The organism is Pseudonocardia humida, from assembly GCF_023898865.1.
Lineage (GTDB): Bacteria > Actinomycetota > Actinomycetes > Mycobacteriales > Pseudonocardiaceae > Pseudonocardia > Pseudonocardia humida.
Genome location: NZ_JAGSOV010000026.1, coordinates 1 through 23,064, shown reverse-complemented (window position 1 = coordinate 23,064; position 23,064 = coordinate 1). Strand labels below are relative to the sequence as shown.

The window sequence follows — 23,064 nt, the reverse complement described above, 5'->3', positions numbered from 1 at the left end:
CCCCCCCCTAAACCCACCGTGTGGTCGTGTGCCCCGCCCCAAACCCCCGACAAGTTCGTTCTCGACGGAGGCGGGGTCAGGGGAGGGTGGCGACGAGGTCGCCGGGGGCCACCCGCGGGCCGGTGTAGAACGGCACCTCCTCGCGGACGTGCCGGCGGGCCTCGGTGGCGCGCAGGTGGCGCATCAGGTCGACGATCCGGTCGAGCTGGTCGGCCTCGAAGGCCAGGATCCACTCGTAGTCGCCCAGCGCGAACGCGGGGACGGTGTTGGCCCGCACGTCCGGGTAGCCGCGGGCCTGCTTGCCGTGGTCGGCCAGCATCTGGCGGCGCTCGTCGTCGGGCAGCAGGTACCACTCCAGCGACCGCACGAACGGGTAGACGCAGACGTAGCGCTTGGGCTCCTCGCCGGCCACGAACGCCGGGACGTGGCTCTTGTTGAACTCCGCCGGGCGGTGCAGCGCGACCTGGCTCCACACCGGCGACGACGCCCGCCCGACGGCGGTGGCCCGGCGGAACTGGGCGTACGCGGCCTGCAGGGCCTCGACGTTGTCGGCGTGCCACCAGATCATGAAGTCGGCGTCGGCGCGCATGCCGGCGAGGTCGTAGACACCGCGCACCGCGACGCCCTTGTCGGCGAGCGAGTCGAGGAACTCCGTGAGCTCGCCCCCCGCGGCGCCCCGATCGTCGCCCAGGACCCCGGGGCGGGCCTGGAACACCGACCACATCGTGTACCGGATCTCGCTGTTCAACGCCGAGTAATCGAGCCGAGCCATGGCCCCATGCTGCCACTCGCGCCGCGACCGGCGAACGCGACGCCGGTCGCACTCTCCCCCGCGCGCCTCCCGCCGCTCCCCGGGCGGGAAGGCCACCTTCAGGGCCGGACCGGTCCGGAGGACGGCTTTCCCGCCACCGGCGCGGTGAGGGCGGCGACCACGCGGTCGGCGGCCGCGCGGGCGGTGGCGATGCAGGCCGGGACGCCGACGCCGTGCAGGGCCGCGCCCGCCACGGCCAGGCCCTCGGGCAGGCCCCGCTCGATGTCGCGGACCCGGTCGAGGTGGCCGACGCCGTACTGGGGCAGGCCACCGCCCCACCGCTGGACGTGCGCGGCGACGGGGGCCGCGCTGATGCCGGCCAGCGTGGCCAGGTCGGCGCGGACCCCGGCCAGCAGCTCGTCGTCGGGGACCTGCAAGGTGCGCGCCTCCCCGAAGCGGCCCATCGACGCCCGCAGCCGGACCAGGCCGTCCGGGGACAGGTGCGGCCACTTGGTGCTGGAGTGCGTGACGCCCTTCACGGCCAGGGACTCGCCGGTGGCGATGAGGGCGCCGGAGGTCCGGGGCAGGGTCGCGGCGTCGGATGGACGGTAGGCCAGCGCCACCACCGCCGAGGACGCCAGCTCGATCGCCCCGGCCGCCGCCGACGCTCCCGGAGCCACCGCGGAGAGCAGGCGGGCCAGCGCCGGGGCCGGGACGGCCAGCACCACCGCGTCGACGTCGAGGGCCTCGGGGTCGGTGGTCGCCCCGAGCGTCAGCCGCCAGCCGCCGCCCGCGCGTTCGACCGCCCGGACGGTGGTGCGCAGGCGGATGTCGGCGGCCGAGGCGGCGGCGAGGGCGTCGAGCAGGCGGGCGTAGCCGCCGCGGACCGCGCCGAAGACCGCACCCGCCGCCGTCGTGCTCGGGACCGGCGCCCCCGCCGGGGTGCCACCGGACTCCACGGGCGGGCGGGCGGCCCCGGTGGCCCGGTCGGCCGCGGCGGTGAGGCTCGGGGCGCCGGCGTCGAGCGCGGCCGCCAGCGCGGGGTTGGTGGCGCGCAGGCCGAGCGCGTCGACGCGGCCGGCGTAGACGCCCCCGAGCAGCGGGTCGGCGAGCCGGTCGACGGGCTCGTCGCCGAAGCGGGCGCGCAGCAGCCCGCCGACGGCGACGTCGTCGCCGGGGGTCCAGCTCAGCGGCCGGGCGGGCTCGGCGGCGACGGCGGCGACGGCCGCCGGGGACAGCAGGCCCTCCAGCCGCGCCGCGCTCGTCGGCACGCCGAGCAGGGTGCCGCCCGGGAGCGGGAGGGTGCGCCCACCGGCGCGCACCGACGGGGCGGCGCCCGTCGGCTGCACCCGCTCACCGGCCAGCCCCAGCTCCGCCAGCAGCGACGGGACCTCGGGGCGGCGGGCCAGGAACGCCTCGGCTCCCACGTCGAAGGGCACGCCGGCCAGGTCGATCGTGTGCAGCACGCCGCCGGTCCGGTCGCGCTGGTCGAGCACCGTGATCGCCGCGTCCGGGCCGAGCAGGGTGCGCAGCCGGTGGGCCGCCGCGAGGCCGGAGACCCCGGCCCCGACGACCGCCACCCGCACCGTCACGGCCGCAGCGAGTGCACCAGCTCGACGACCCGGGTCAGCACCGCCGGGTCGGTGTCGGGCAGCACGCCGTGCCCGAGGTTGAACACGTGCCCCGGCGCGGCCCGGCCCTCGTCGACGATGCGGCGGACCTCGGTCTCGATCGAGGCCTGGTCGGCGAACAGCACCGCGGGGTCGAGGTTGCCCTGCACCGGGTACCGACCGCCGGTGCGGCGCGCCGCCTCGTCCAGCGGGACGCGCCAGTCGACGCCGATGACGTCGGTGCCGGCCTCGGCCATCGCGCCGAGCAGCTCGCCGGTGCCCACCCCGAAGTGCACCCGGGGCACGCCGGCGTCGGCCACACCGGCCAGCACGCGGGCGGAGTACGGCAGCACGTACTCGCGGTAGTCGCGCTCCGACAGCACGCCCGCCCAGGAGTCGAACAGCTGCACGGCGTCGACGCCGGCGTCGATCTGGGCGCGCAGGAAGGTGGTGGCCAGCTCGGCCAGCGCGGCCATCAGCCGGTGCCAGACCCGGGGCGCGGTGCGCATGAGCGCCTTGGTGCGCTCGTGGTTGCGGCTGGGGCCGCCCTCGACCAGGTAGGAGGCCAGCGTGAACGGCGCGCCGGTGAACCCGATGAGCGGCGTGTCGCCCAGCTCGGGCAGCAGCAGCCGCACCGCGTCGGCGACCGGTTGCACCTGGTCGGGGTGCAGCACCGGGAGGCGGTCGACGTCGGCCTCGGTGCGCACCGGCTGGGCGACGACGGGCCCGGTGCCGGGCACGATGTCGACCCCGACGCCGGCGGCGTGGAGCGGGACGACGATGTCGCTGAAGAGGATGGCGGCGTCCACCCCGTGCCTGCGCACCGGCTGCAGGGTGATCTCGCAGGTCAGGTCGGGGGTGAAGCAGGACTGCAGCATGCCGGTGTCGGCGCGCAGCGCCCGGTACTCCGGCAGCGAGCGGCCGGCCTGGCGCATGAACCAGACCGGGATGCGGGAGGGCGCCCCGCCGCGCATGGCGACGAGCAGCGGCGACGCGGAGAGGTCGCGGCGGTGCCCGAGGACGGCCGGAGCGGTGTGCGGGACCATGACAGCGACAGTGTCCCACGCCCGGGCCGCGGCCTCGACCGCGACCTCGACCGGGGCTCCCGGCGTGGCCGGCCGCGCCCCCGCGACCGCCACCGACCGGAATGAGCGGCCCGGCGTCGCGGCGCGCCTCGATCAGCCATCACCGAGCGCGACCTAGAGTCCTCGTCCGTGTCCGATTCGACCGCCCCACCACAGCCGTTCCAGCAGGCGGTCGCCTCGCTGCGCGCCGTGCGCCCGCGGCCGGAGTTACTGGTGTCCTCCGTCAACGCGCCACCGCGGCTCGCCCCCTACACCTGGGCGTTCAGCGTGGAGGCCGACGCCGACCACGCGGCGGGCGACGAGCTCGGCGACCTGGAGCCCGACACGTCGGGGCGGCTGATCCTGCTGCACGACCCGGCGGGCCAGGACGCCTGGGAGGGGACGTTCCGGCTGGTGTGCTTCGTCCAGGCGCGCCTGGAGCCCGAGCAGCTCGGCGACGAGATGCTGCCCGTCGTGGGGTGGTCGTGGCTGACCGAGGCCCTGGAGGGCGCCGGGGCGGAGTACGCCGCGCTGGGCGGCACCGTCACGCAGACCTCGTCGGTCCGGTTCGGCGACATCGCCGGCCAGCGCCGGGATGACGACGTGGAGCTGCGAGCGTCCTGGACCCCCCGGGGCACCGACCTGCAACCGCACGGCGAAGCATTCTGCGCGTTGGTCGCTTCGGCCGCAGGGCTGCCGCCGATCGGAGCCACTTCTCTCACCCGGCGTTCCGGCTGAATACCCACCGTGACCTGCGCTTACACCGCGAATCGTGATCACAGTGCTCACCCGGACGGGTAGATCGGTGTCGACAACGCTGTAACTTTCACCCCCACAAGTTCGATGCGATAACGACGTTAGACCGCTTGGGGGGCTACGCTTCCTCCACGACACCTCCCCGGGCGGCGCAAGAACACCCTTCGCTGTCCGGGGATCTGGTGCCGGTCGGGGGGCAACGACCGACTCCAGGGAGGTAATGACGTGGCCGTTGTGGGCCAGGGCGCGCCAATGCGCGGCACGACGGGTGCGGTGCTGTCGCCTGCGATGGTCCCGCACCCGCGGGAAGAGCTGTTCTCGGTGCTGGTGGTCGACGACCACCCGCTCCTGCGCGAGGCGATCGCCGCGCGTCTGCGTTCGATGGGCGCGGGAACGGTGTACGAGGCAGCGTCGGTCGCCGAGGCAAGGGCCAGGGCTCACGCCAACGGCCCCTGCGATCTGGCGATCCTCGACCTCGGTCTTCCCGATGGCAGTGGACTGGACCTGGTGACCGAGCTCCGGTCGCTGGGCTGGAACCGCCTCGTGGTGCTGGCATCATCGGACGATCCGTACGCCGTGCGGTCGGCTTTCCAGGCAGGCGCTCAGGCCTACCTGCTGAAGTCGGCGTCGGCTGCGATCGTGACCGACGGCGTGAAGCGAGTGCTGGACGGCGGCGTCTACGCCGACCCGACGGTCGCCCCGCTGCTCGCCACCGGGACGCGGGTCCCGGGCACCGACAACACCCCTCGCGAGCTGTCCGCACGTGAGGTCGAAGTACTCCAGCTGGTCGCCGACGGCCAGTCCAACAAGGAGATCGGCGAGGCGCTGAGCCTGTCCGCGCTCACCGTGAAGAGCCACCTGTCGCGCATCGGCCGCAAGCTGGGCACCGGCGACCGGGCGCAGATGGTGGCCCTCGCGATGCGGGCCGGGGTCATCCGCTGACCCGGGAGACCACCGGGATCGACCTCAGAACCAGCGACACCGACACCGACGAGGGACCAGAGATCGACGCCGGACCCACGCCCACCGACGGCACCGGGCCCGGCGCACCACCGGAGCGGGCACCACGGCCGTTGCTCGCCCCGGCCGACGGTCTCCCTCCGGTGGTGGCGGACCGCTCGGCCCTGCGGGCAATCGCGGCCGCGATGGCGGCCGGCAGCGGTCCCATCGCGGTCGACGCCGAGCGCGCCTCGGGGTTCAGGTACTCCCAGCGGGCGTACCTGGTCCAGCTGCGGCGCGCCGGCGCGGGCTCCGCGCTGGTCGACCCGATCCCGCTCGGCAGCGACCTCCACGAGCTGGCCGAGCCGCTGACCGGCCCCGAATGGGTGCTGCACGCGGCGGGCCAGGACCTGGCGTGCCTGGCCGAGGTCGGGCTGGCGCCGTCCCGGCTGTTCGACACCGAGCTGGCCGGGCGGCTGGCGGGGCTGCCCCGGGTGGGGCTCGGCCCGCTGGTCGAGCAGCTGCTGGGGCTCACCCTGGAGAAGGGGCACGGCGCGGCCGACTGGTCGCGCCGTCCGCTCCCCGACGACTGGCTCGTCTACGCCGCGCTGGACGTCGAGGTCCTGGTGGAGCTGCGCGACGTGCTGGCCGACCTGCTCGCCGAGCAGGGCAAGCTGGCCTGGGCCGAGGAGGAGTTCGAGGCGGTCCGCACGGCCGGGCCACCGGCGCCGCGGGCCGAGCCGTGGCGGCGCACCTCGGGCATCCACAAGATCCGCAAGGCCCGCCCGCTGGCCGCGGTGCGGGCGCTGTGGGAGGCGCGCGACCGGCTCGCCGCCGAGCGCGACATCGCGCCCGGTCGGGTGCTGCCCGACGCCGCCATCATCGAGGCCGCCACCGCGGCGCCGGCGACGGCGCAGGCGCTGGCGGCGCTGCCGGTCTTCCGCGGGCGCTCCCAGCGCCGGCTCACCGGCTACTGGTTCGCCGCGCTGCGCCAGGCGGCCGAGCTCGAGCAGTCGCAGCTGCCGAGCCCGTCCCCCGTCGCCGACGGCCCGCCGCCGGTGGCCCGCTGGGCCGACCGCAGCCCCGACGCCGCCGCCCGGTTGGCCGCAGCGCGCGGGGTGGTGGCCGCGGTGTCGCAGGAGTGGAACGTGCCGGTGGAGAACCTGCTCCAGCCCGACCTGCTGCGCCGGTTGTGCTGGACGCCGCCCGCCGACGGCGACGTCGCCGGCGCGCTGCGCGCGGGCGGGGCCCGGAACTGGCAGGTCGACCTGCTCGGACCGGGGCTGGAGGCGGCGGTTCAGGCCCGCAGCTGATCGGCCCGGACGTCGGCCCCGCCGGCCTCGTCCCGGGCCGCCCGCTCCGGGCGCGCCACCACGGCCGGCAGGTGCACCCGCACCGCCAGGCCTCCCCCCTCCACGGGCTCGGCCCGGGCCACGCCGCCGTGCGCCTTGGCCACCGCTCGCACGATGGACAGCCCGAGACCCGACCCGGGCACCGCCGCCGTGCGGGCCACCGGCCCGCGCCGGAACGGCTCGAACAGCTCGGCCACCTTCTCGCCGGGGATCACCGCCCCGCTGGAGGACACCTCCAGCTCGGCGCAGCCCTCGTGCACGCCGGTGCGCACCTGCACCCAGCCGCCGGAGACGTTGTGCCGCACGGCGTTCTCCAGCAGGTTGCCCGCCACCCGCTCCAGCAGGACCGCGTCGCCCACGCAGGTCGCGGGGCCGGCGTGGACCTGGATGCGCAGACCGCGCCGGTCGGCTTCGGGGCGGACGGCGGCCAGCGCGGGCACCAGGACCTCGGCGAGGTCGACCGGCTCCGGGTTCGCCAGCTCGGCGGCCTCGGTGCGGGCCAGCAGCAGCAGCCCGGCGATGAGGTCGTCGGCGCGGCGGGTGGCGTCGCGCACGACCTCGGCCATCCGGCGCAGCTCGACCTCGTCGACGCCCGGATCGGACAGCGTCACGTCGACCTCGGTGCGCAGCACCGCCAGCGGCGTGCGCAGCTCGTGGCTGGCGTTGGCCACGAACCGGCGCTGGGCGTCGAACGAGGCCTGCAGCCGGTCGAGCATGGCGTCGAAGCCCGCGGCCAGCTCGGCCACCTCGCCGCGGGCGTCGCGCAGGCCGGTGCGGGTGTCCAGCGACTCCACGGTGAGCCTGCGGGCCGTGGCGGTGACCGCGTGGAGCGGGCCGAGCACCCGCCCGACCAGCACCCACGACACCACCCCACCGGCCGCGACGACCAGCGGGAACGCGATCAGCCCCGCGGTGAGCACCTGGCGACGGGCGGCGGCGGCGACCGCCTCGCTGACCTCCTCGGCCGGCACCAGGAGGTCGCCGACCCGGACCATGGTGCCGGCGGGCAGCGCGGGCACGGCCCCGACCACGCCGCCCACCAGCATCCAGCCCAGCCACAGCAGCAGGGCGCTGACCACCGCCACCACCGCCGTGGCCACCAGGGTGAGGCGGGGCCGCAGGCCAACGCCCCTGCCCCGCCGGGCCGCCGGAGATGTCACCGCAGATGTATAGCCCGGTCAGCCCGCGGCCGGAACCCGGTAGCCGGCACCGACCACGGTCTCGATCACCCCGGGATCGCCGAGCTTCTTGCGCAGGGTCATCACCGTGACGCGCACCGTCGTGGTGAACGGGTCGGCGTTCTCGTCCCAGACGCGTTCGAGCAGCTCCTCGCTGCTGACCACCGCCCCGCCCGCGCCGAGCAGCACCTCGAGCACGCCGAACTCCTTGCGGGTCAGCTCGACGGGCCGGTCGGACCGGTGCACCGTGCGCTTGGCCGGGTCGAGCGCCACGTCGCCCGCCACCAGCAGCGGCGGCACCGCGGGGGTCGCCCGCCGCCCCAGCGCCCGGCAGCGGGCCACCAGCTCCGGGAAGTCGAACGGCTTGGCCAGGTAGTCGTCCGCGCCGCGGGAGAGCCCGTCGACCTTGTCCTGCAGCGTGCCGCTGGCGGTGAGCATCAGCACCCGGGTGGTGACCCCGGAGGCGACGATCTCGTCGCACAGCTCGTCGCCGGACATGCCGGGCAGGTCGCGGTCGAGGACGACCACGTCGTACCGGGTGATGACCGACTTCTCGTGCCCGCTGTCGCCGTCGTAGGCGACGTCGACGGCCATGCCCTCGCGGCGCAGGCCGCGCGCGATCGCGTCGGCGAGGGCCTGCTCGTCCTCGACCACGAGTACCCGCATCAGCGCGCCTGCTCCCCCGGCGCGGGCGCGGGCGCGGTCCCCTGCTCCGCGGGCGCGGGCAGCGCCGCGGCCCACTCGGTGACCCGGCGGGCCACGTCCTGCACGGTGAGCCCGGTCGCGGCCAGCACGTCGGAGCGGCTGCCGTGGTCGAGGAACTCCTGGGGCAGGCTGACGTCGCGCTGCGGGACGTCGCAGCCCGCGGCGCGCAGCGCGTCGGAGACGGCCGAGCCGAACCCGCCGTGGCGCCCGCAGTCGGAGACCGTGACCACCAGCCGGTGGCCGCGGGCCAGGTCGACCAGCGCCGCGGGCACCGGCAGCACCCAGCGCGGGTCGACCACGGTGACCGAGACGCCCTGCTGCTCCAGCCGCGCCGCCGCGGCCACGCCCAGCTCGCCGAACGCCCCGGCGCACACCAGGAGCACGTCGGGGACGCGCGCGGCCGGCCCGTCGCCCGGACCCTCGGCGGGGCCATCGCCCGGGCCCGGCTCGCGCAGCACGTCGACACCGCCGACGCGGCGCACGGCCGGCACCGAATCGATCACCGCGCCCTTCGGGAACCGGAGCGCGGTCGGGCCGTCGTCGACGGCCAGCGCCTCGCCCAGCTCCTCGCGCAGGGTGGCGGCGTCGCGCGGGGCGGCGACCCGCATCCCCGGCACGACGCCCAGGATCGACAGGTCCCACATGCCGTTGTGCGACGGCCCGTCGTTGCCGGTGACCCCGGCCCGGTCGAGCACCAGGGTGACGGCCCGCTTGTGCAGGGCGACGTCCATCAGCAGCTGGTCGAAGGCCCGGTTGAGGAAGGTCGAGTAGATGGCCACGACCGGGTGCAGGCCGCCGTCGGCCATCCCGGCGGCCGAGGTCAGCGCGTGCTGCTCGGCGATGCCGACGTCGAAGCAACGCTCCGGGAAGGCCGTGGAGAACGGGACGAGGCCGGTCGGGCCCAGCATGGCCGCGGTGATCGCGACGATGTCCTGGCGCCGTGCCCCGGCGGCCACCAGCGCGTCGCCGAAGACGTCGGTCCAGCCGACGGACGGCTTGCCGGTGGGCAGTCCGGTGTGCGGGTCGAACGCGGCCGCGCTGTGCATCTGCTCGGCCTCGTCGTTCTCCGCCGGCGGGTAGCCGTTGCCCTTGCGGGTGACCGCGTGCACGATCACCGGCCCGCCGAAGTGCCGGGCCCGGCGCAGCGCGGACTCCATGGCCGCGATGTCGTGGCCGTCGACCGGGCCGAAGTACTTCAGGCCCAGGTCGCTGAACAGCTCCTGCGGGCTCAGCGCGTCCTTCACGCCCGCCTTGACCGCGTGCAGCCCGGCGTAGAGCGGGCCGCCCACCACCGGGGTGCGGGCCAGCGCCTGCTTGCCGGCCTCCAGCACCCGCTCGTAGCCCTCGTGCAGGCGCAGCGAGGCGAGCCGGTCGGCCAGGCCGCCGATCGTCGGGGCGTAGGAGCGGCCGTTGTCGTTCACCACGATGACGACGTTGCGGTCCTTGCCCGCGGCGATGTTGTTCAGCGCCTCCCAGGCCATGCCGCCGGTGAGCGCGCCGTCGCCGATGACCGCCACGACGTGGCGCTGCTGGCCGGTCAGCGCGTAGGCCTTGGCCAGGCCGTCGGCCCAGGACAGCGACGTGGACGCGTGGCTGTTCTCCACGACGTCGTGCTCGCTCTCGGCGCGGCTCGGGTAGCCCGACAGGCCACCGGTCTGCTTGAGCCGCTCCCAGCCGTCGCGCCGGCCGGTGAGCATCTTGTGCACGTAGGCCTGGTGCCCGGTGTCCCAGATGAGCGTGTCGCGCGGGGAGTCGAACACCCGGTGCAGCGCGATGGTCAGCTCCACCACGCCCAGGTTGGGGCCCAGGTGCCCGCCGGTCCGCGACACGGACGCGACGAGCTCGCGGCGGATCTCGGCCGCCAGCCCGGTGAGCTGCTCTGGGCCCAGCCGGGTGAGATCGGCCGGTCCGCGGATTGATCTCAACTCGGTCACCGTCCCAGCTTACGGAAGCCCGTGGCGACGGCGAGGCGAGTGCACTCCACCGGGAAGTGGGCAGGTCAGAGCCCTGGTCGGAGCGGTGGTCAGAGCAGCGGACGGCGCGGCGACGGCACGCCGGGCGGCCCGGCGATGCGGACCAGGTTGCGGCCGTCGCGCTTGGCCGCGTACAGCGAGGCGTCGGCCGCGCGCAGCACCTGGTCGAGGTCGGTGCCGTCGAGCGGGAGCATCGCTCCGCCGATGGAGACCGTCAGCCCGGAGATCGCGGGGCCGCCCGGGACCGGCACCCGCAGGTCGGCGACCAGGCCGCGCAGCCGCTCGGCCACCCGGCTGAGCTCGATCCGCCCGCTCGCCCCCGCCGGCAGGTCGGGCAGCAGCACCAGGAACTCCTCGCCGCCGAAGCGGCCGACGACGTCGCCCTGGCGCACGCCGGCCCGCAGCTCGGCGGCCACCGCGGCGAGCACGCCGTCGCCCGCGAGGTGGCCGTGCACGTCGTTGACGAGCTTGAAGTGGTCGAGGTCGAGGATGAGCACCGCGGCGGCGCCGCGGGTGCGCCGCACGCGCCGCACGGCCTGATCCGCACGCGCGCGCCACGCGCTCGCCGTGAGCAGGCCGGTCTTGGCGTCGGTGGTGGCCGCCTCCTCGAGCTGGCGCACGAGCACGGCGCGGTGCAGCACCAGGATGGGCGGCAGCACCAGCAGCACCAGGCCGGGCGTGGAGGCCAGCGCGACCGCGGCCAGCGCCCCCAGGCACAGGGCGGCCAGCTCCACGGTGCTGTCGTCCCGGCGCCCGGTCAGCTCGCGCAGCACCGGGCGGACGCCTGCCAGCGCGATCACCGCCGCCACCAGCAGGGTGTTGACCGCGAGGTAGACCAGCACGGCGGCGCCGACGGCGGCCACGCCGGCCAGGTCGTCGGCCGCGGTGGGCACCGACCCGCCGACCACCGCGTGCGCCGCGGCGGCGGCCAGGACCACGGTGGCGGTCGCGTAGGCGTGCCGGTGGGCGGGGACGCCCGCGGGGCGCCAGACCCGGTGCCACAGGTGCAGGTAGACGACCCCGATGACGGCGGCGGTCAGCGCCGGGGGCAGCAGCGCCGCGGCCGCGAACGTCCACACCGAGCTGAGGTCGGAGTACGACGTCTCGGTGGCCCGCCTGCGGGCCCGCTCGATGCCGATGGCCAGCTCGGTGTGGGCCAGGCTCAGGGCCCCGATCAGCGCGGCCAGCCCGGCGCGGTCCCAGTCGGTCGTCCCCACCGCGCTCACGACCAGCACGACGGCGGCGAGCTGCACCGCCAGCACGAGCGCCACCGCGGAGCGCGGCAGCTGCCGCAGCGACCACCCGGGCCGGGCGGGGCCGACCGGGTGGCGCAGGGCCCAGGCCATCGCCGCCGGGGTGCGGGAGGACTCGACCACGACCGAGGTGCTCCTTCCGCGACCGACGGCCCGCGGCGGGGAGACCCGCAGTGGCGCCGTTCGCGAGGTTAGTGAGGCCGCGGCGGTGTGTCAGGGGGAGAACGATCGCACATAGGAGTGGACATCGGACCTGCTCCGACTACTCCACGTGACTGTACGAGGCCGATAGGTGATCGTGCGGAGGGCGGGCTCAGCGGGCGGCGGCGGGCGGCTCGACCCGCCGCGGCTGCTCCGGCGCACCGATCGGCAGCACGCCCTGGCCGTCGTCGCGGGGGCTCGACTGCATGGGCATCGCGACGCCCATCCGCACGCGGTTGCGGCCCGCGCGCTTCGCCGCGTACAGGGCGGCGTCGGCCACCTGCAGCAGCGACTGGAGGTCGCCGCCGGCCACGGCCGAGGCGACGGCGCCGCCGACCGACACCGTCAGGCCGGACACGGTGAGCGGGCCGTCCGGGGTGGGCACCACGACCTGCAGCGCCGCGACCCGGCGGCGGATCCGCTCGGCGACCGCCTCCAGCTCGGCGCCCGCGTTGCGGTCGGGGCCGCCCACCAGCACCACGAACTCCTCGCCGCCGAACCGGCCGGCCAGGTCGCCCTCGCGCACCTCCGAGCGCAGCTCGTCGGCCACGGCGGCCAGCACCCGGTCGCCCACGACGTGCCCGTGGGCGTCGTTGACGTCCTTGAAGTGGTCCAGGTCGAGCACCAGCACCCCGCGCGGGCCGTCGGCGCGCCGACCGCGGCGCAGCTCCCGCTCGGCCATCGCGTGCCAGGCCGCCGCGTTCAGCAGCCCGGTCTTGGCGTCGGTGTTGGCCGCCTCCTCGAGCTGGCGCACGAGCACCGCGCGATGCAGCACCAGGATGGGCGGGAGCACGTACGCGGCCAGCCACGGGTTGATCGACAACGCCACCGCGGTGAGCCCGCCGAGGGAAAGCGTGGCGATCTCCAACGCGTTGTCGTCCCAGTGCCCGAATAGCCGGCCGAGACCGGCCTGCGGCACGCTCATCGCGATCGCCCCGGCCACCAGGCAACTGTTGACGGTCGTATAGACCAGCAGCGCGAGGGCCACGGCGAGCAGATCCGGCGGACCGCCGATCATCGGTGCCCGGTCGCCGACGGCCTCGATCACGCCGGCCGCGGCCAGGCTGGCGAGCACGACCGTGGCGGTGCTGAACAGCTGCCGGTACAGCGGGACGCGGGGCCGCCACGCCCGCCACCACACGTAGCTGTGCACCAGTGCCGCCGCGCCCGCGGCCACCGCGGGCGGCAGCAGGACGGCGGCGGCGAACGTCCACACCGAGGTCAGGTCGACGTGCAGGTCCTCGTGGACGCGCCGGCGCGCCCGCTCCACCCGCACGGCGATCTCGGTGTGCGCGAGCGCGGCGCCGCACAGGGCGAGGACGAGCCAGAGATCGGACGCGGTCGGCGCGGCGTCCGGGATCAGCGCCACGACCAGCAGCAACGCGGTGGCCTCGACGAGCAGGACCGGCAGCCGCAGGCGCCGGGGCAGCGACCAGACGTCCCACTCCGCGATGCGGCGGCGGAGTCGTTCGACCCCACCCGGCGCGGCCGTGCGCGGGGTCTCTGAGGACATCCACAGCTCTCGTTCGTCCGGCGGAGTGGTCCGAACCCTAGCGGACGGTTCTCCCCGGTGTCATCCACGAGGATCCGCCGCGCGTGACTTCGGCCACCTATCCGGCGCCGGAATGTACTCGGTGAGTGACCGCCAGTCGCAACCAACCGCTTCTCGGAATAGGCAGTGGCCGCAATAACGATCCGTTGCCGCCAGGTGCTCCACAACCCACCCGTCCGACTTGACTTCGGACCGCACCCAATGCGAAGTTGCTTGTGCAATTGCGATCACGCACTCGGATTCCGGGACGCTCCCGCGCAGTGGCGGAATGGTTTCCGGCTGATCCTTTCCTGTGCCCACCCAATGATCGGGAGGAGTCCGGCATGCGCAACAAGAACTGGTGAACGCGACCGCCCGACGACCCCGCACCCGGAAGGAACGCCCCCGTGCGCAACAAGAACTGGTGACCACCGCTCCCGCCCGACCCTCCCCGAGAGAGGACGCCGGCATGCGCAACAAGAACTGGTGAGCAGCTCACCCCTCCGTGACCGCACGGGTCGCGGCGGGAGTACCCGCGCGGCAGGCGCGGTGCCACAGCACCGCGCCGCCGAGCGCGAGCACCGCGCCGGCGGCCCCGGCCGCGGCGATGGCGACCGGTGCGCCCCACAGGTCGGCGAGCACCCCGCCGACCAGCACCGCGACCCCCTGACCGGCGACGATGCCGGAGGCCGCGATGCCGATCGCGCGTCCCCGGCTGCCGTCCGGGGTGGCCCGCACGAAGCCGGCCTGGGTCTGCAGCAGGTACGCCGTCGAGGCCATGCCCGACAGCGCCAGCAGCACCACGGCGACCGGCACGTCCGGCCGCAGCGCGAACGGCAGCAGCGGCAGGCCCGCGGCCACGGCGAGCACCCCGACCAACCGGGCCCGCCGGGTGAACGGGACGAAGCGCACGAACAGCCACGCCCCCAGCACGCTGCCGAGCGGGTCGGCGGCCATCAGCAGTCCGACGGCGACCGGCCCCGCGCCGATCTCCGCGGCGTACGGCGCGGCCAGCGCCTCGGGCACCACGTAGCAGCCGACCAGCCAGGCCAGCGCCACCAGCGCCCGGCGCACCGGGTCGGCGGCGATCTCGGCGACCACCCCGACCAGGCTCTGGCCGTCCGGCTCCGCCCCCGGCCCGCCGTCGCCCCGCGGGCGCGACCGGGCCGCCACCCCGAACCGCACGAGCAGCCCGGACAGCACGAACGTGCCCGCGTCGACCAGCAGCGCGGCCTCCGGCGTGAACGCGGCCACCAGCAGCCCGCCCGCGGCGAACCCGGCCAGCTGCGCGCTCTGGCCGGTGATCTGGCGCACCGCCAGCCCGCGCTCGTAGAGCCGGCCGGGCAGCACCTGGGGCAGCAGCGCGCCCTGGGCCGCGGTGTGCGGGGCCGCGGCCAGCACGACGAGCACGAGCAGCGCGCACAGCAGCCACAGCGGCATCCCCGGCAGCGCCATCAGCGCCACGGTGAGCGCCCGCAGCGCGTCGGCGGCCACCATGACCTCGCGGCGCCGGAAGCGGTCGGCGAGCCCGGCCAGCAGCACCCCGCCGACCAGCGCGGGCAGGAACGTCAGGGCGTAGCTCAGCGCGGCCAGCGACGCCGACCCGGTGCGCCCGAAGACCAGCACGGTCAGGGCCACCCTGGCGAGCTGGTCGCCGAGCACGGACAGCAGCTCGGCCAGCCAGATCGCCCGGAACTCGGGCACGGCCAGCACCGCCCGCGGCTGCCTGGCCGACATCCCCCGCCGCACCCCCCGGGCTCGACGGGCCAGATCGCCGGGTCCGTCGAGGCGAGGTTAGGTAACCCGGCCGCGGCGGACGAGCCTGCGCGCGCCGGGAGCGGAGCCGCAACCCCGCGCGATCACCCAGGACGCGGGCGGTGTGACGTCGAACACGGTCGGTGACCGAGGGCCGTCAGCCGGCCGCCGACGCTCCCGGCATGGCGAGCAGGTCGGCCACGTGGCCGGTCTCGTTGACCGAGCGGACCACCCGGCGGCCGTCGCGGGAGGCCAGCACCCGGGTGATGCCGGTGTAGTCCAGCGGGAACGTCAGCGGTCGGGCCAGCCCGAGCAGCCGGGCCAGCCAGATGTTGATCGTGCCGGCGTGCGCCACCACGACCACCGTCTCCCGCCCCGGGTGCTCGGCCACGATGCCCTCGACGGCCTCCCCCACCCGCTCGGCGAAGGCGGGCGTGTCGACGCCGGCGGGCAGCTGACCGGCCAGCATCCGCTGCCAGGCGTCCGGGTCGTGGCGCGACATCTCGTGCACCGGGACGTAGTGGCGGGCGTCGGCGTCGAACTCGCGCAACCCGTCGACGACGGTCGGCGTCCGGGCGAGGGCGTCGGTCAGCGGGGCCGCGGTCTCCCGGGCGCGCGTCATCGGGCTGCTGTAGAGCGCGTCGACCCGCGGACCGACCGCCGCGACCAGCCGTTCGGCCTGGCGGCGCCCCAGCTCGGTGAGCCCCGGGTCGGCGCGCTCGGCCCCCGGACCACCGGCCCGCCGGTCGACGCGCTCGGGCAGGGCGTGCCGGACCAGGACGAGCTGCATCTCAGTCCGGGACGTTCGCGCCGTGACCCGCGTCGCGCAGCGCGGCCCGCAGGGTGTCGCGGTGGGCGTCCTGCTCGGCCTGGTCGATCGAGCCCGCCGCCTGGGCGAAGTCGAACGCGGCCATGTCCCACGCGGGGAACACGTGCAGGTGCAGGTGCGGCACCTCGAACCCGGCCACGATCAGCCCGACGCGCGGCGGCTGCCATGCCGTCGCGACGGCCGCGCCGATCGCGTGCGAGACGGCGGTGAGGTGCGCGACCAGGGCCGGGTCGGCGTCGACCCAGTGGTCGACCTCGGCCCGCGGCACGACCAGCGTGTGCCCCGGACCCAGCGGGTTGATCGACAGGAACCCGACGGCGGTGTCGTCGGACCAGACGAACCGGCCCGGCAGCTCCCCGTCGATGATCTTCGTGAACAGGGTGCTCATCGGACCGCTCCGTCCGCACCGCTCGTGGAGTCGCTCATCGGCGCCGAGACTATCGTTCGGATCATGCCACGGACCATCGCCACGAACACCGACGTCGATCGCGATGCACTGCTGGAGTTCGTCCGCCCGCGGCACCGGATGGTCCTGCTGACCCCCCGCTCCGACGGCGGATCCCAGGGCTCCCCGGTCACCGCGGGTGTCGACGCCGAGGGCCGGATCGTGATCGCGACCTACCCCGAACGGGCGAAGGCGACCAACGTCGCCCGGCACGGGAAGGCGTCGGTCGTCGTGCTGTCCGACGACTTCGACGGCCCGTGGGTGCAGGTCGACGGCGACGCCGAGCTGCTGCGGCTGCCCGAGGCCGTCGAGCCGCTGGTCGAGTACTTCCGCGCCGTCTCCGGCGAGCACCCCGACTGGGACGAGTACCGCGAGGCCATGCGGACGCAGGGCAAGGCGCTGATCCGCATCACCCCCACCCGCTGGAGCCCGGTGGCCACCGGCGGCTTCCCCGCCCACCTGGCGTGACCGGATCGATTCCGAACGCCGCGGCGGCGTGGCGTCGGCGACTGCGCGGCCCCGGTAGCCTCTTCCGGTGGTCGGACGGGAACGGCGGTCATCCGACGGCGGACCGGTTCGACGAGATCTCGGAGGAACACATGCGGCCGTGGCCAGGCCACGCCTATCCCCTCGGGGCCACCTACGACGGCTCCGGCACCAACTTCGCGCTGTTCTCCGAGGCGGCCGAGAGGGTCGAGCTGTGCCTGTTCAGCTCCCGGGGCAAGGAGACCCGGGTCGAGCTGACCGAGGTCGACGGGTTCGTGTGGCACGGCTACATGCCCAGCGTGCAGCCCGGCCAGCGCTACGGCTATCGCGTGCACGGGGCCTACGACCCGGCCACCGGCCACCGGAGCAACCCGAAGAAGCTGGTGGTCGACCCGTACGCCAAGGCGCTCGACGGTCCCGTCCGCTGGGACGAGGCCGTGTTCGGCTACCCCTTCGGCGACCCCGACGGGCGCAACGACACCGACTCGGCGCCGTTCGTGCCCAAGTCGGTCGTGGTCAACCCGTTCTTCGACTGGGGGACCGACCGCGCCCCGCGCATCCCGTACCACGAGACGGTGATCTACGAGGCGCACGTGCGCGGGCTGACGATCACCCACCCGGAGATCCCGCAGGAGCTGCGCGGCACCTACACGGGCCTGGCGCACCCGGTGATGATCGAGCACCTCAAGCAGCTGGGCGTGACCGCCGTCGAGCTGATGCCGGTGCACGAGTTCCTCAACGACCACCACCTGCAGGAGAAGGGCCTCACCAACTACTGGGGCTACAACACCGTCGCCTTCCTGGCCCCGCACCACGCCTACGCCACCCGCGGGCCGGCCAACCGGCCGGGCAACCAGGTGCAGGAGTTCAAGGCGATGGTCCGCGACCTGCACGACGCGGGCATCGAGGTCATCCTCGACGTGGTCTACAACCACACCGCCGAGGGCAACCACATGGGCCCCACGCTGTCCATGCGCGGCATCGACAACGCCGCCTACTACCGGCTGGTCGAGGACGACCCGCGGTACTACATGGACTACACGGGCACCGGCAACTCGCTCAACGTGCGCAACCCGCACACCCTGCAGCTGATCATGGACTCGCTGCGCTACTGGGTCACCGAGATGCACGTCGACGGCTTCCGCTTCGACCTGGCCTCGACGCTGGCCCGCGAGTTCTACGACGTCGACCGGCTCAGCGTGTTCTTCGACCTGGTCCAGCAGGACCCGGTGATCAGCCAGGTCAAGCTGATCGCCGAGCCGTGGGACGTCGGCCCCGGCGGCTACCAGGTCGGCAACTTCCCCCCGCTGTGGACCGAGTGGAACGGCAAGTACCGCGACACCGTGCGCGACTTCTGGCGCGGCGAGCCCGGCACGCTCGGCGAGTTCGCCTCCCGGATCACCGGCTCCTCCGACCTCTACCAGGAGGACGGCCGCCGGCCGTTCGCCTCGATCAACTTCGTGACCGCGCACGACGGGTTCACCCTGCACGACCTGGTCTCCTACAACGACAAGCACAACGAGGCCAACGGCGAGGGCAACAACGACGGCGAGAGCCACAACCGGTCGTGGAACTGCGGCGTCGAGGGCCCCACCGACGACGCCTCGGTGCTGGAGCTGCGCGCGCGCCAGCAGCGCAACTTCATCACCACCCTGATGCTCTCCCAGGGCGTGCCGATGCTGCTGCACGGCGACGAGCTGGGCCGCACCCAGCGGGGCAACAACAACGTCTACTGCCAGGACAGCGACATCTCCTGGGTCGACTGGTCGCTGGCCGGCAAGAACGCGCAGCTCATCGGGTTCACCTCCGGGGTCACCGCGCTGCGCCGGGCGCACCCGGTGTTCCGCAGGCGCCGGTTCTTCCAGGGCAAGCCGGTCCGGCCGCGGCGCCGCTCGGACGCCCCGCTGCCCGACATCGCCTGGTTCACCCCGTCGGGCGTGGAGATGACCGAGCAGGACTGGGACTCCGGGTTCGGCAAGTGCGTCACCGCGTTCCTCAACGGCAACGGCATCGACGAGTACGACACCCGCGGCGAGCGGGTCACCGACGACTCGTTCCTGCTCTGCCTCAACGCCCACCACGAGGACATCGACGTCACGCTCCCGGGCCCGGAGTACGGGCCGCGCTGGGCGATCGTCGTCGACACCGCGGCCGGCGAGGTGATCACGCTGTCGACCGCGCCCGGCGTCGTCGCGGCCGACCCGCCCACCGCGGAGGCCGGGGCCGTGCACACCGTGCCGGCCCGGTCGGTCCTGGTCCTGCAGCGCATCGACGCGTCATGAGTGGGCGGCGCAGCGCGGGGAACAGCACGCAGGACGTCGTCGAGGAGGGCGAGTGACACCACCGGCATCGACCTACCGGATCCAGCTCTCGGCGCAGCAGACCTTCGCCGACGCGCTGGAGCTGCTGCCCTACCTCGACGACCTCGGGGCCGGGGCGTTCTACGCCTCGCCGCTGCTGGAGTCCGGCGCCGGGTCCAACCACGGCTACGACGTCGTCGACCCCACCCGCGTGTCCGGTGAGCGCGGCGGCGAGGAGGGCAGGCGCGCGCTCGCCGCGGCGGTGCACGAGCGCGGCATGCGCTTCGTGCTCGACATCGTGCCCAACCACGTCGGCGTCGACGTGGCCAAGGCCAACCCGTGGTGGTGGGACGTGCTGGCCCGCGGCCGCGACTCCGAGCACGCCGACACCTTCGACATCGACTGGGACGCGGGGCCGATCCTGCTGCCCGTGCTGGGTGCGGAGAACGACCCGGCCGACGAGGCCAGGGTGCTCGCCGAGCAGCTGGCGCTCTCCGCGGACGGCACCGAGCTGCGCTACTACGAGCACGCGTTCCCGGTGGCCGAGGGCACCGGCGGGGGCAGCCCGCAGGAGGTGCACGAGCGCCAGCACTACCGGATCGTGTCCTGGCGCCGCGGCGGCGCCGAGCTGACCTACCGGCGGTTCTTCGACGTCTCCACGCTGGCCGCGGTGCGCGTCGAGGTGCCGGAGATCTTCGCCAAGACCCACCGCGAGGTGCTGCGCTGGGTCGAGGCGGGCGAGGTCGACGCCATCCGCGTCGACCACCCCGACGGCCTGTCGAACCCCGGCGACTACATGCGCATGCTGCGCGCCGCCATCGGGCCCGACCGCTGGCTGGTGGTGGAGAAGATCCTCGGCGTCGGCGAGGAGCTGCCGGCGTCCTGGCCGGTCGACGGGACCAGCGGCTACGAGGCGCTGCGCGAGATCCAGGGCGTGTTCGTCGACCCCGACGGCGCCGGGCTGATCACCCAGATCGCCGCCGAGCACGTGCGGCGCAAGGAGTCGCTGCACTCCGCCGAGCACACCGCCCGCCGCGAGGTGGCCGGCACCATCCTGGCCGCCGAGGTGGCCCGGATCGCCCGCACGTTCAGCTCGCGGACCGGCAAGCACCACCCCGCCGAGCTCGTCCGCGCGGCCGTGCTGGAGCTGCTCTGCGGGTTCCCGGTGTACCGGTCGTACCTGCCCGAGGGGCGGCGCGCCCTGGAGACCGCGGTGACCGTGGCCCGCACCCACCGGCCCGACCTCGCCGACGTCCTCGCCGACATCCGCGCGGAGATGCTGGCCGAGCCGGGCGGCGAGCTGGCCACCCGCGTCCAGCAGACCTCGGGCATGGTGATGGCCAAGGGCGTCGAGGACACCACGTTCTACCGGTGGAACCGGTTCGTCGCGCTCAACGAGGTCGGCGGCGACCCGTCGCGGTTCGGGATGGGGCCCGCGGAGTTCCACGCCGCGCTGGCCGGCCGCGAGGCCTCCTGGGCGTCGACGATGACCACGCTGTCCACCCACGACACCAAGCGCTCCGAGGACGTGCGGGCCCGGCTGGCGGTGCTGGCCGAGATCCCGGCCGAGTGGGGTGAGCGGCTGCGCCGCTGGTCGCACGCCCACCCGCTGCCCGACCGCTCCCTCGACCTGCTGGCCTGGCAGAACCTGCTCGGCGCGTGGCCGATCTCGCAGGAGCGGTTCACCGGCTACCTGGCCAAGGCGTCCAAGGAGGCCAAGCTGGTCACCTCGCACGTCGAGGCGGTGCCGGAGGTCGACGAGGCCATCTCCCGCTGGTACGGCGAGGTGCTGGCCGACGAGGCGCTGGTGGCCGAGGTCGAGGCCTTCGTGGCCCGGATCAGCGCACCGGGGTGGTCGAACTCGCTGGGCCAGAAGCTGCTGCAGCTGGCCGGACCCGGCGTGCCGGACGTCTACCAGGGCACCGAGCTGTTCGAGTACTCCCTGGTCGACCCGGACAACCGGCGCCCGATCGACTGGGCGAAGCGGCGCGAGCTGCTGGCCCGCCTCGACGAGGGCTGGGTGCCCGAGATCGACGCCGAGGGCGCGGCCAAGCTGCTGGTCACGGTGAACGCGCTGCGGCTGCGCCGCTACCGGCCCGAGGAGTTCAGCGGCTACCGCCCGCTGCACGCCGAGGGCCCGGCGGCTGAGCACGCCGTGGCGTTCCAGCGCTCGCCCAAGCTGGTCGCGGTGGCCACCCGGCTCCCGGTGGGCCTGGCCGCGGCCGGCGGCTGGCGGGACACCGTCCTGCCGCTGCCCGACGGGGCCACCGACTGGCACGACGTGCTCACCGACCAGCCGATCACCTCGGCGGCCCCGCCGCTGTCCGACCTGCTGTCCCGCTACCCGGTCGCCCTGCTCGTCCGTCCCGCCTGACCCTCCCCCTGGCCCCCGCACCTCGCACCCCGCCCCCTCCCGTGTCAGGAAAGCCACCATCAGGACGTCCGGTGTCCTGATGGTGGCTTTCCTGACGCCGGGACGGCGTCACGCACGGCCCGCGAGCAGCTCGACGACGGGGGCGAAGGAGTCGACGAAGCTGCGGTCGACGGCGTAGTAGGTCACGCCGATGGCGTCGCGGCGGCGCAGGAGCTGGTCGGCCATCTCCCGGGGCGTGCCGCGCACGGCGGCGGGCGAGTCGATGCGGTGCAGCTGCGCCGGGTCGACGCCCATCACCCGGCGCATCCACGGCTGGACCTCGTCGCCGACCAGGAACAGGTTCAGCGCCAGCTCGATGTCGTCGGCGCGATCGCCCGCCCGTCCGCGCAGGCCCTCCGCGAGGGTCGCCAGGTCGGCGTGGGTGGCTGTGGGGCCCCCGGCCAGCGCGACGACGTCGGCCTCGTCGGCGGCCAGCTCCAGTGCCTTCGGGCCACGGGCGGCGACCATGACCGGGGTGCGCGGGCCCTCGCCGTCGCGCTCGCGCAGCGCGGCGATCGCGGCGCGGACCAGGGCCAGCCGCTCGGCGCCGGTGCCCCACGGCCGCTCGAACGCCTCGGCGTCGGGCTGCGCCTGCGGGCGGCCGGTGCCGATGCCGAAGTCGAACCGGCCCCCGGTCAGCACCGACAGGCTGTGGCCCTCCCAGGCCGCCTGCCGCGGCGGGCGCAGGGGCGCGGCCAGTACGAACGTGGCGACCCGCAGCCGCGGCACGGCCGCGGCGGCCGCGGCGAGCGCGACGAACGGGGCGTGCATGCCCGCCCCGTCCGGGCTGAGCAGCGTGGAGTAGCCCAGGTCGGCGACCCGGCGGGCGGTGCCCAGCCACTCCTGGGCCGATCCGTGCGGGGCGGCGACGACTCCGAAGCGGAAGTGGTGCACGGGGGCCTCCGAGGGTTGCTGATCGTTCGCAGCCATAACCATTCACTGATGTATATGGTTTGTCAAGTGATACTGTTACGCCGTGGCCAGCACCGGCGACGACCGCCCCGCTCCCCCCGTCCCCCCGGCGCCCGGGGCGGCGTTCCTGCTCACCCAGATCGGCTCGCAGGCGGCCGCGCGCTTCGCCGAGCGCACGGCGGAGCTCGACCTGACCCCGCCGCAGGTCGGCCTGCTGCGGGCCGTCGCGGTCGCGCCCGGCCGGTCCCAGCAGGCGCTGGCCCGCCACCTCGGGACCCCACCGAGCCGGCTCGTCGCGCTGGTCGACGGCCTGGACGAGCGGGGCCTGGTCGAGCGCCGCCGCAACCCCGACGACCGCCGCCTGCACGCCCTGCACCTCACCGAGGCCGGCCACGACCTGCTGCGCCGGATCGCCGAGGTCGGCCAGGCCCACAACGACGAGGTGTGCGCCGCCCTGACCGAGGAGGAGCGCAGCACGCTCACCGCGCTGCTGGCCCGGATCGCCGCCGACCACGACCTCACCCCCGGCGTCCACCCCGGCTACCGCCGCCTCTGACCCCGGCGGGGGGCCCAAGGAGGGGTGTTGGTGCCGGGGGAGCGGACACCGGCGG

The 23,064-nt window shown here is 75.0% G+C and carries 19 protein-coding genes; 7 read left to right on the top strand and 12 right to left on the bottom strand.

The features are described 5' to 3' along the window. Positions 1-76 precede the first annotated feature (76 nt). The 3 genes from hemQ to hemE all read right to left on the bottom strand — a co-directional run bounded on the left by hemQ (position 77) and on the right by hemE (position 3,407). Entirely contained in the window at positions 77-772 is a 696-nt protein-coding gene (gene hemQ, locus KDL28_RS13220; RefSeq protein ID WP_252438293.1) for a hydrogen peroxide-dependent heme synthase, read from the bottom strand. 98 nt (positions 773-870) lie between these two features. After that, positions 871-2,343, bottom strand: coding sequence for a protoporphyrinogen oxidase (gene hemG, locus KDL28_RS13215; RefSeq protein WP_252438291.1), 1,473 nt, complete (start codon positions 2,341-2,343; stop codon positions 871-873). Then, entirely contained in the window at positions 2,340-3,407 is a 1,068-nt protein-coding gene (gene hemE / locus KDL28_RS13210) for a uroporphyrinogen decarboxylase (RefSeq protein ID WP_252438289.1), read from the bottom strand. Before hemE ends, hemG begins: the two co-directional genes overlap by 4 nt. A gap of 168 nt (positions 3,408-3,575) precedes the next feature. Here hemE and KDL28_RS13205 point away from each other — a divergent pair, with 168 nt between their 5' ends. From KDL28_RS13205 to KDL28_RS13195, 3 genes are all read left to right on the top strand, one after another. Continuing rightward, positions 3,576-4,163, top strand: a complete 588-nt coding sequence (locus KDL28_RS13205) for a DUF3000 domain-containing protein (RefSeq protein WP_252438287.1) — start codon at positions 3,576-3,578, stop codon at positions 4,161-4,163. A 306-nt stretch (positions 4,164-4,469) separates the two neighbouring features. Next, entirely contained in the window at positions 4,470-5,123 is a 654-nt protein-coding gene (locus tag KDL28_RS13200) for a LuxR C-terminal-related transcriptional regulator (protein WP_075949948.1), read from the top strand. A gap of 62 nt (positions 5,124-5,185) precedes the next feature. Beyond that, positions 5,186-6,433: a ribonuclease D gene (locus KDL28_RS13195; RefSeq protein WP_372496964.1), complete on the top strand. Its 1,248-nt coding sequence runs from the start codon at positions 5,186-5,188 to the stop codon at positions 6,431-6,433. Here KDL28_RS13195 and KDL28_RS13190 read toward each other — a convergent pair. The 8 genes from KDL28_RS13190 to KDL28_RS13155 all read right to left on the bottom strand — a co-directional run bounded on the left by KDL28_RS13190 (position 6,418) and on the right by KDL28_RS13155 (position 16,285). Then, positions 6,418-7,632, bottom strand: coding sequence for a sensor histidine kinase (locus tag KDL28_RS13190; RefSeq protein ID WP_252438283.1), 1,215 nt, complete (start codon positions 7,630-7,632; stop codon positions 6,418-6,420). The two genes, KDL28_RS13195 and KDL28_RS13190, sit on opposite strands and share 16 nt — an antisense overlap. A gap of 18 nt (positions 7,633-7,650) precedes the next feature. Next, positions 7,651-8,316, bottom strand: a complete 666-nt coding sequence (locus KDL28_RS13185) for a response regulator transcription factor (RefSeq protein WP_252438281.1) — start codon at positions 8,314-8,316, stop codon at positions 7,651-7,653. Beyond that, the gene (gene dxs / locus KDL28_RS13180; RefSeq protein ID WP_252438279.1) at positions 8,316-10,289 is read right to left on the bottom strand and encodes a 1-deoxy-D-xylulose-5-phosphate synthase; all 1,974 of its coding nucleotides are present in this window, start codon (positions 10,287-10,289) and stop codon (positions 8,316-8,318) included. The genes KDL28_RS13185 and dxs overlap by 1 nt, the downstream gene beginning before the upstream one ends. Before the next feature lie 89 nt (positions 10,290-10,378). Further along, a complete protein-coding gene (locus KDL28_RS13175; RefSeq protein WP_252438277.1) occupies positions 10,379-11,704 on the bottom strand; it encodes a GGDEF domain-containing protein in 1,326 nt (441 codons plus the stop codon). 190 nt (positions 11,705-11,894) lie between these two features. Further along, positions 11,895-13,295 carry a sensor domain-containing diguanylate cyclase gene (locus tag KDL28_RS13170; protein ID WP_252438275.1) on the bottom strand — a complete coding sequence of 467 codons (1,401 nt, stop codon included), beginning with the start codon at positions 13,293-13,295 and terminating at the stop codon, positions 11,895-11,897. Between the two features lie 513 nt (positions 13,296-13,808). Further along, the gene (locus KDL28_RS13165; protein WP_252438273.1) at positions 13,809-15,050 is read right to left on the bottom strand and encodes an MFS transporter; all 1,242 of its coding nucleotides are present in this window, start codon (positions 15,048-15,050) and stop codon (positions 13,809-13,811) included. Positions 15,051-15,225: 175 nt separating this feature from the next. Continuing rightward, positions 15,226-15,858, bottom strand: a complete 633-nt coding sequence (locus KDL28_RS13160; protein ID WP_252438271.1) for a histidine phosphatase family protein — start codon at positions 15,856-15,858, stop codon at positions 15,226-15,228. Position 15,859: 1 nt separating this feature from the next. Further along, the gene (locus tag KDL28_RS13155; protein ID WP_252438269.1) at positions 15,860-16,285 is read right to left on the bottom strand and encodes an HIT family protein; all 426 of its coding nucleotides are present in this window, start codon (positions 16,283-16,285) and stop codon (positions 15,860-15,862) included. A 63-nt stretch (positions 16,286-16,348) separates the two neighbouring features. Between KDL28_RS13155 and KDL28_RS13150 the strand changes: the two genes are divergently transcribed. The 3 genes from KDL28_RS13150 (at position 16,349) to treY (ending at position 21,502) form a co-directional block, all read left to right on the top strand. After that, on the top strand, positions 16,349-16,810 hold the full coding sequence (locus KDL28_RS13150) for a PPOX class F420-dependent oxidoreductase (RefSeq protein WP_252438267.1): 462 nt from the start codon (positions 16,349-16,351) through the stop codon (positions 16,808-16,810). A 131-nt stretch (positions 16,811-16,941) separates the two neighbouring features. Next, positions 16,942-19,110 carry a glycogen debranching protein GlgX gene (glgX, locus tag KDL28_RS13145; protein WP_252438265.1) on the top strand — a complete coding sequence of 723 codons (2,169 nt, stop codon included), beginning with the start codon at positions 16,942-16,944 and terminating at the stop codon, positions 19,108-19,110. A gap of 52 nt (positions 19,111-19,162) precedes the next feature. Then, entirely contained in the window at positions 19,163-21,502 is a 2,340-nt protein-coding gene (treY, locus tag KDL28_RS13140) for a malto-oligosyltrehalose synthase (protein WP_252438263.1), read from the top strand. A 108-nt stretch (positions 21,503-21,610) separates the two neighbouring features. Here treY and KDL28_RS13135 read toward each other — a convergent pair whose 3' ends face one another. Then, a complete protein-coding gene (locus tag KDL28_RS13135; RefSeq protein ID WP_252438261.1) occupies positions 21,611-22,435 on the bottom strand; it encodes an LLM class flavin-dependent oxidoreductase in 825 nt (274 codons plus the stop codon). A gap of 82 nt (positions 22,436-22,517) precedes the next feature. Between KDL28_RS13135 and KDL28_RS13130 the strand changes: the two genes are divergently transcribed. Beyond that, positions 22,518-23,009: a MarR family winged helix-turn-helix transcriptional regulator gene (locus KDL28_RS13130; protein WP_252438259.1), complete on the top strand. Its 492-nt coding sequence runs from the start codon at positions 22,518-22,520 to the stop codon at positions 23,007-23,009. Positions 23,010-23,064 lie beyond the last annotated feature (55 nt).

Excerpts from the sequence above, each read along its gene's own strand:
- hemQ (WP_252438293.1), bottom strand. The coding sequence starts at position 772 with ATGGCTCGGCTCGATTACTCGGCGTTGAACAGCGAGATCCGGTACACG.
- hemE (WP_252438289.1), bottom strand. The coding sequence starts at position 3,407 with ATGGTCCCGCACACCGCTCCGGCCGTCCTCGGGCACCGCCGCGACCTC.
- KDL28_RS13200 (WP_075949948.1), top strand. The coding sequence starts at position 4,470 with ATGGTCCCGCACCCGCGGGAAGAGCTGTTCTCGGTGCTGGTGGTCGAC.
- KDL28_RS13185 (WP_252438281.1), bottom strand. The coding sequence starts at position 8,316 with ATGCGGGTACTCGTGGTCGAGGACGAGCAGGCCCTCGCCGACGCGATC.
- KDL28_RS13170 (WP_252438275.1), bottom strand. The coding sequence starts at position 13,295 with ATGTCCTCAGAGACCCCGCGCACGGCCGCGCCGGGTGGGGTCGAACGA.
- KDL28_RS13165 (WP_252438273.1), bottom strand. The coding sequence starts at position 15,050 with ATGTCGGCCAGGCAGCCGCGGGCGGTGCTGGCCGTGCCCGAGTTCCGG.
- KDL28_RS13160 (WP_252438271.1), bottom strand. The coding sequence starts at position 15,858 with ATGCAGCTCGTCCTGGTCCGGCACGCCCTGCCCGAGCGCGTCGACCGG.
- KDL28_RS13155 (WP_252438269.1), bottom strand. The coding sequence starts at position 16,285 with ATGAGCACCCTGTTCACGAAGATCATCGACGGGGAGCTGCCGGGCCGG.
- KDL28_RS13150 (WP_252438267.1), top strand. The coding sequence starts at position 16,349 with ATGCCACGGACCATCGCCACGAACACCGACGTCGATCGCGATGCACTG.
- glgX (WP_252438265.1), top strand. The coding sequence starts at position 16,942 with ATGCGGCCGTGGCCAGGCCACGCCTATCCCCTCGGGGCCACCTACGAC.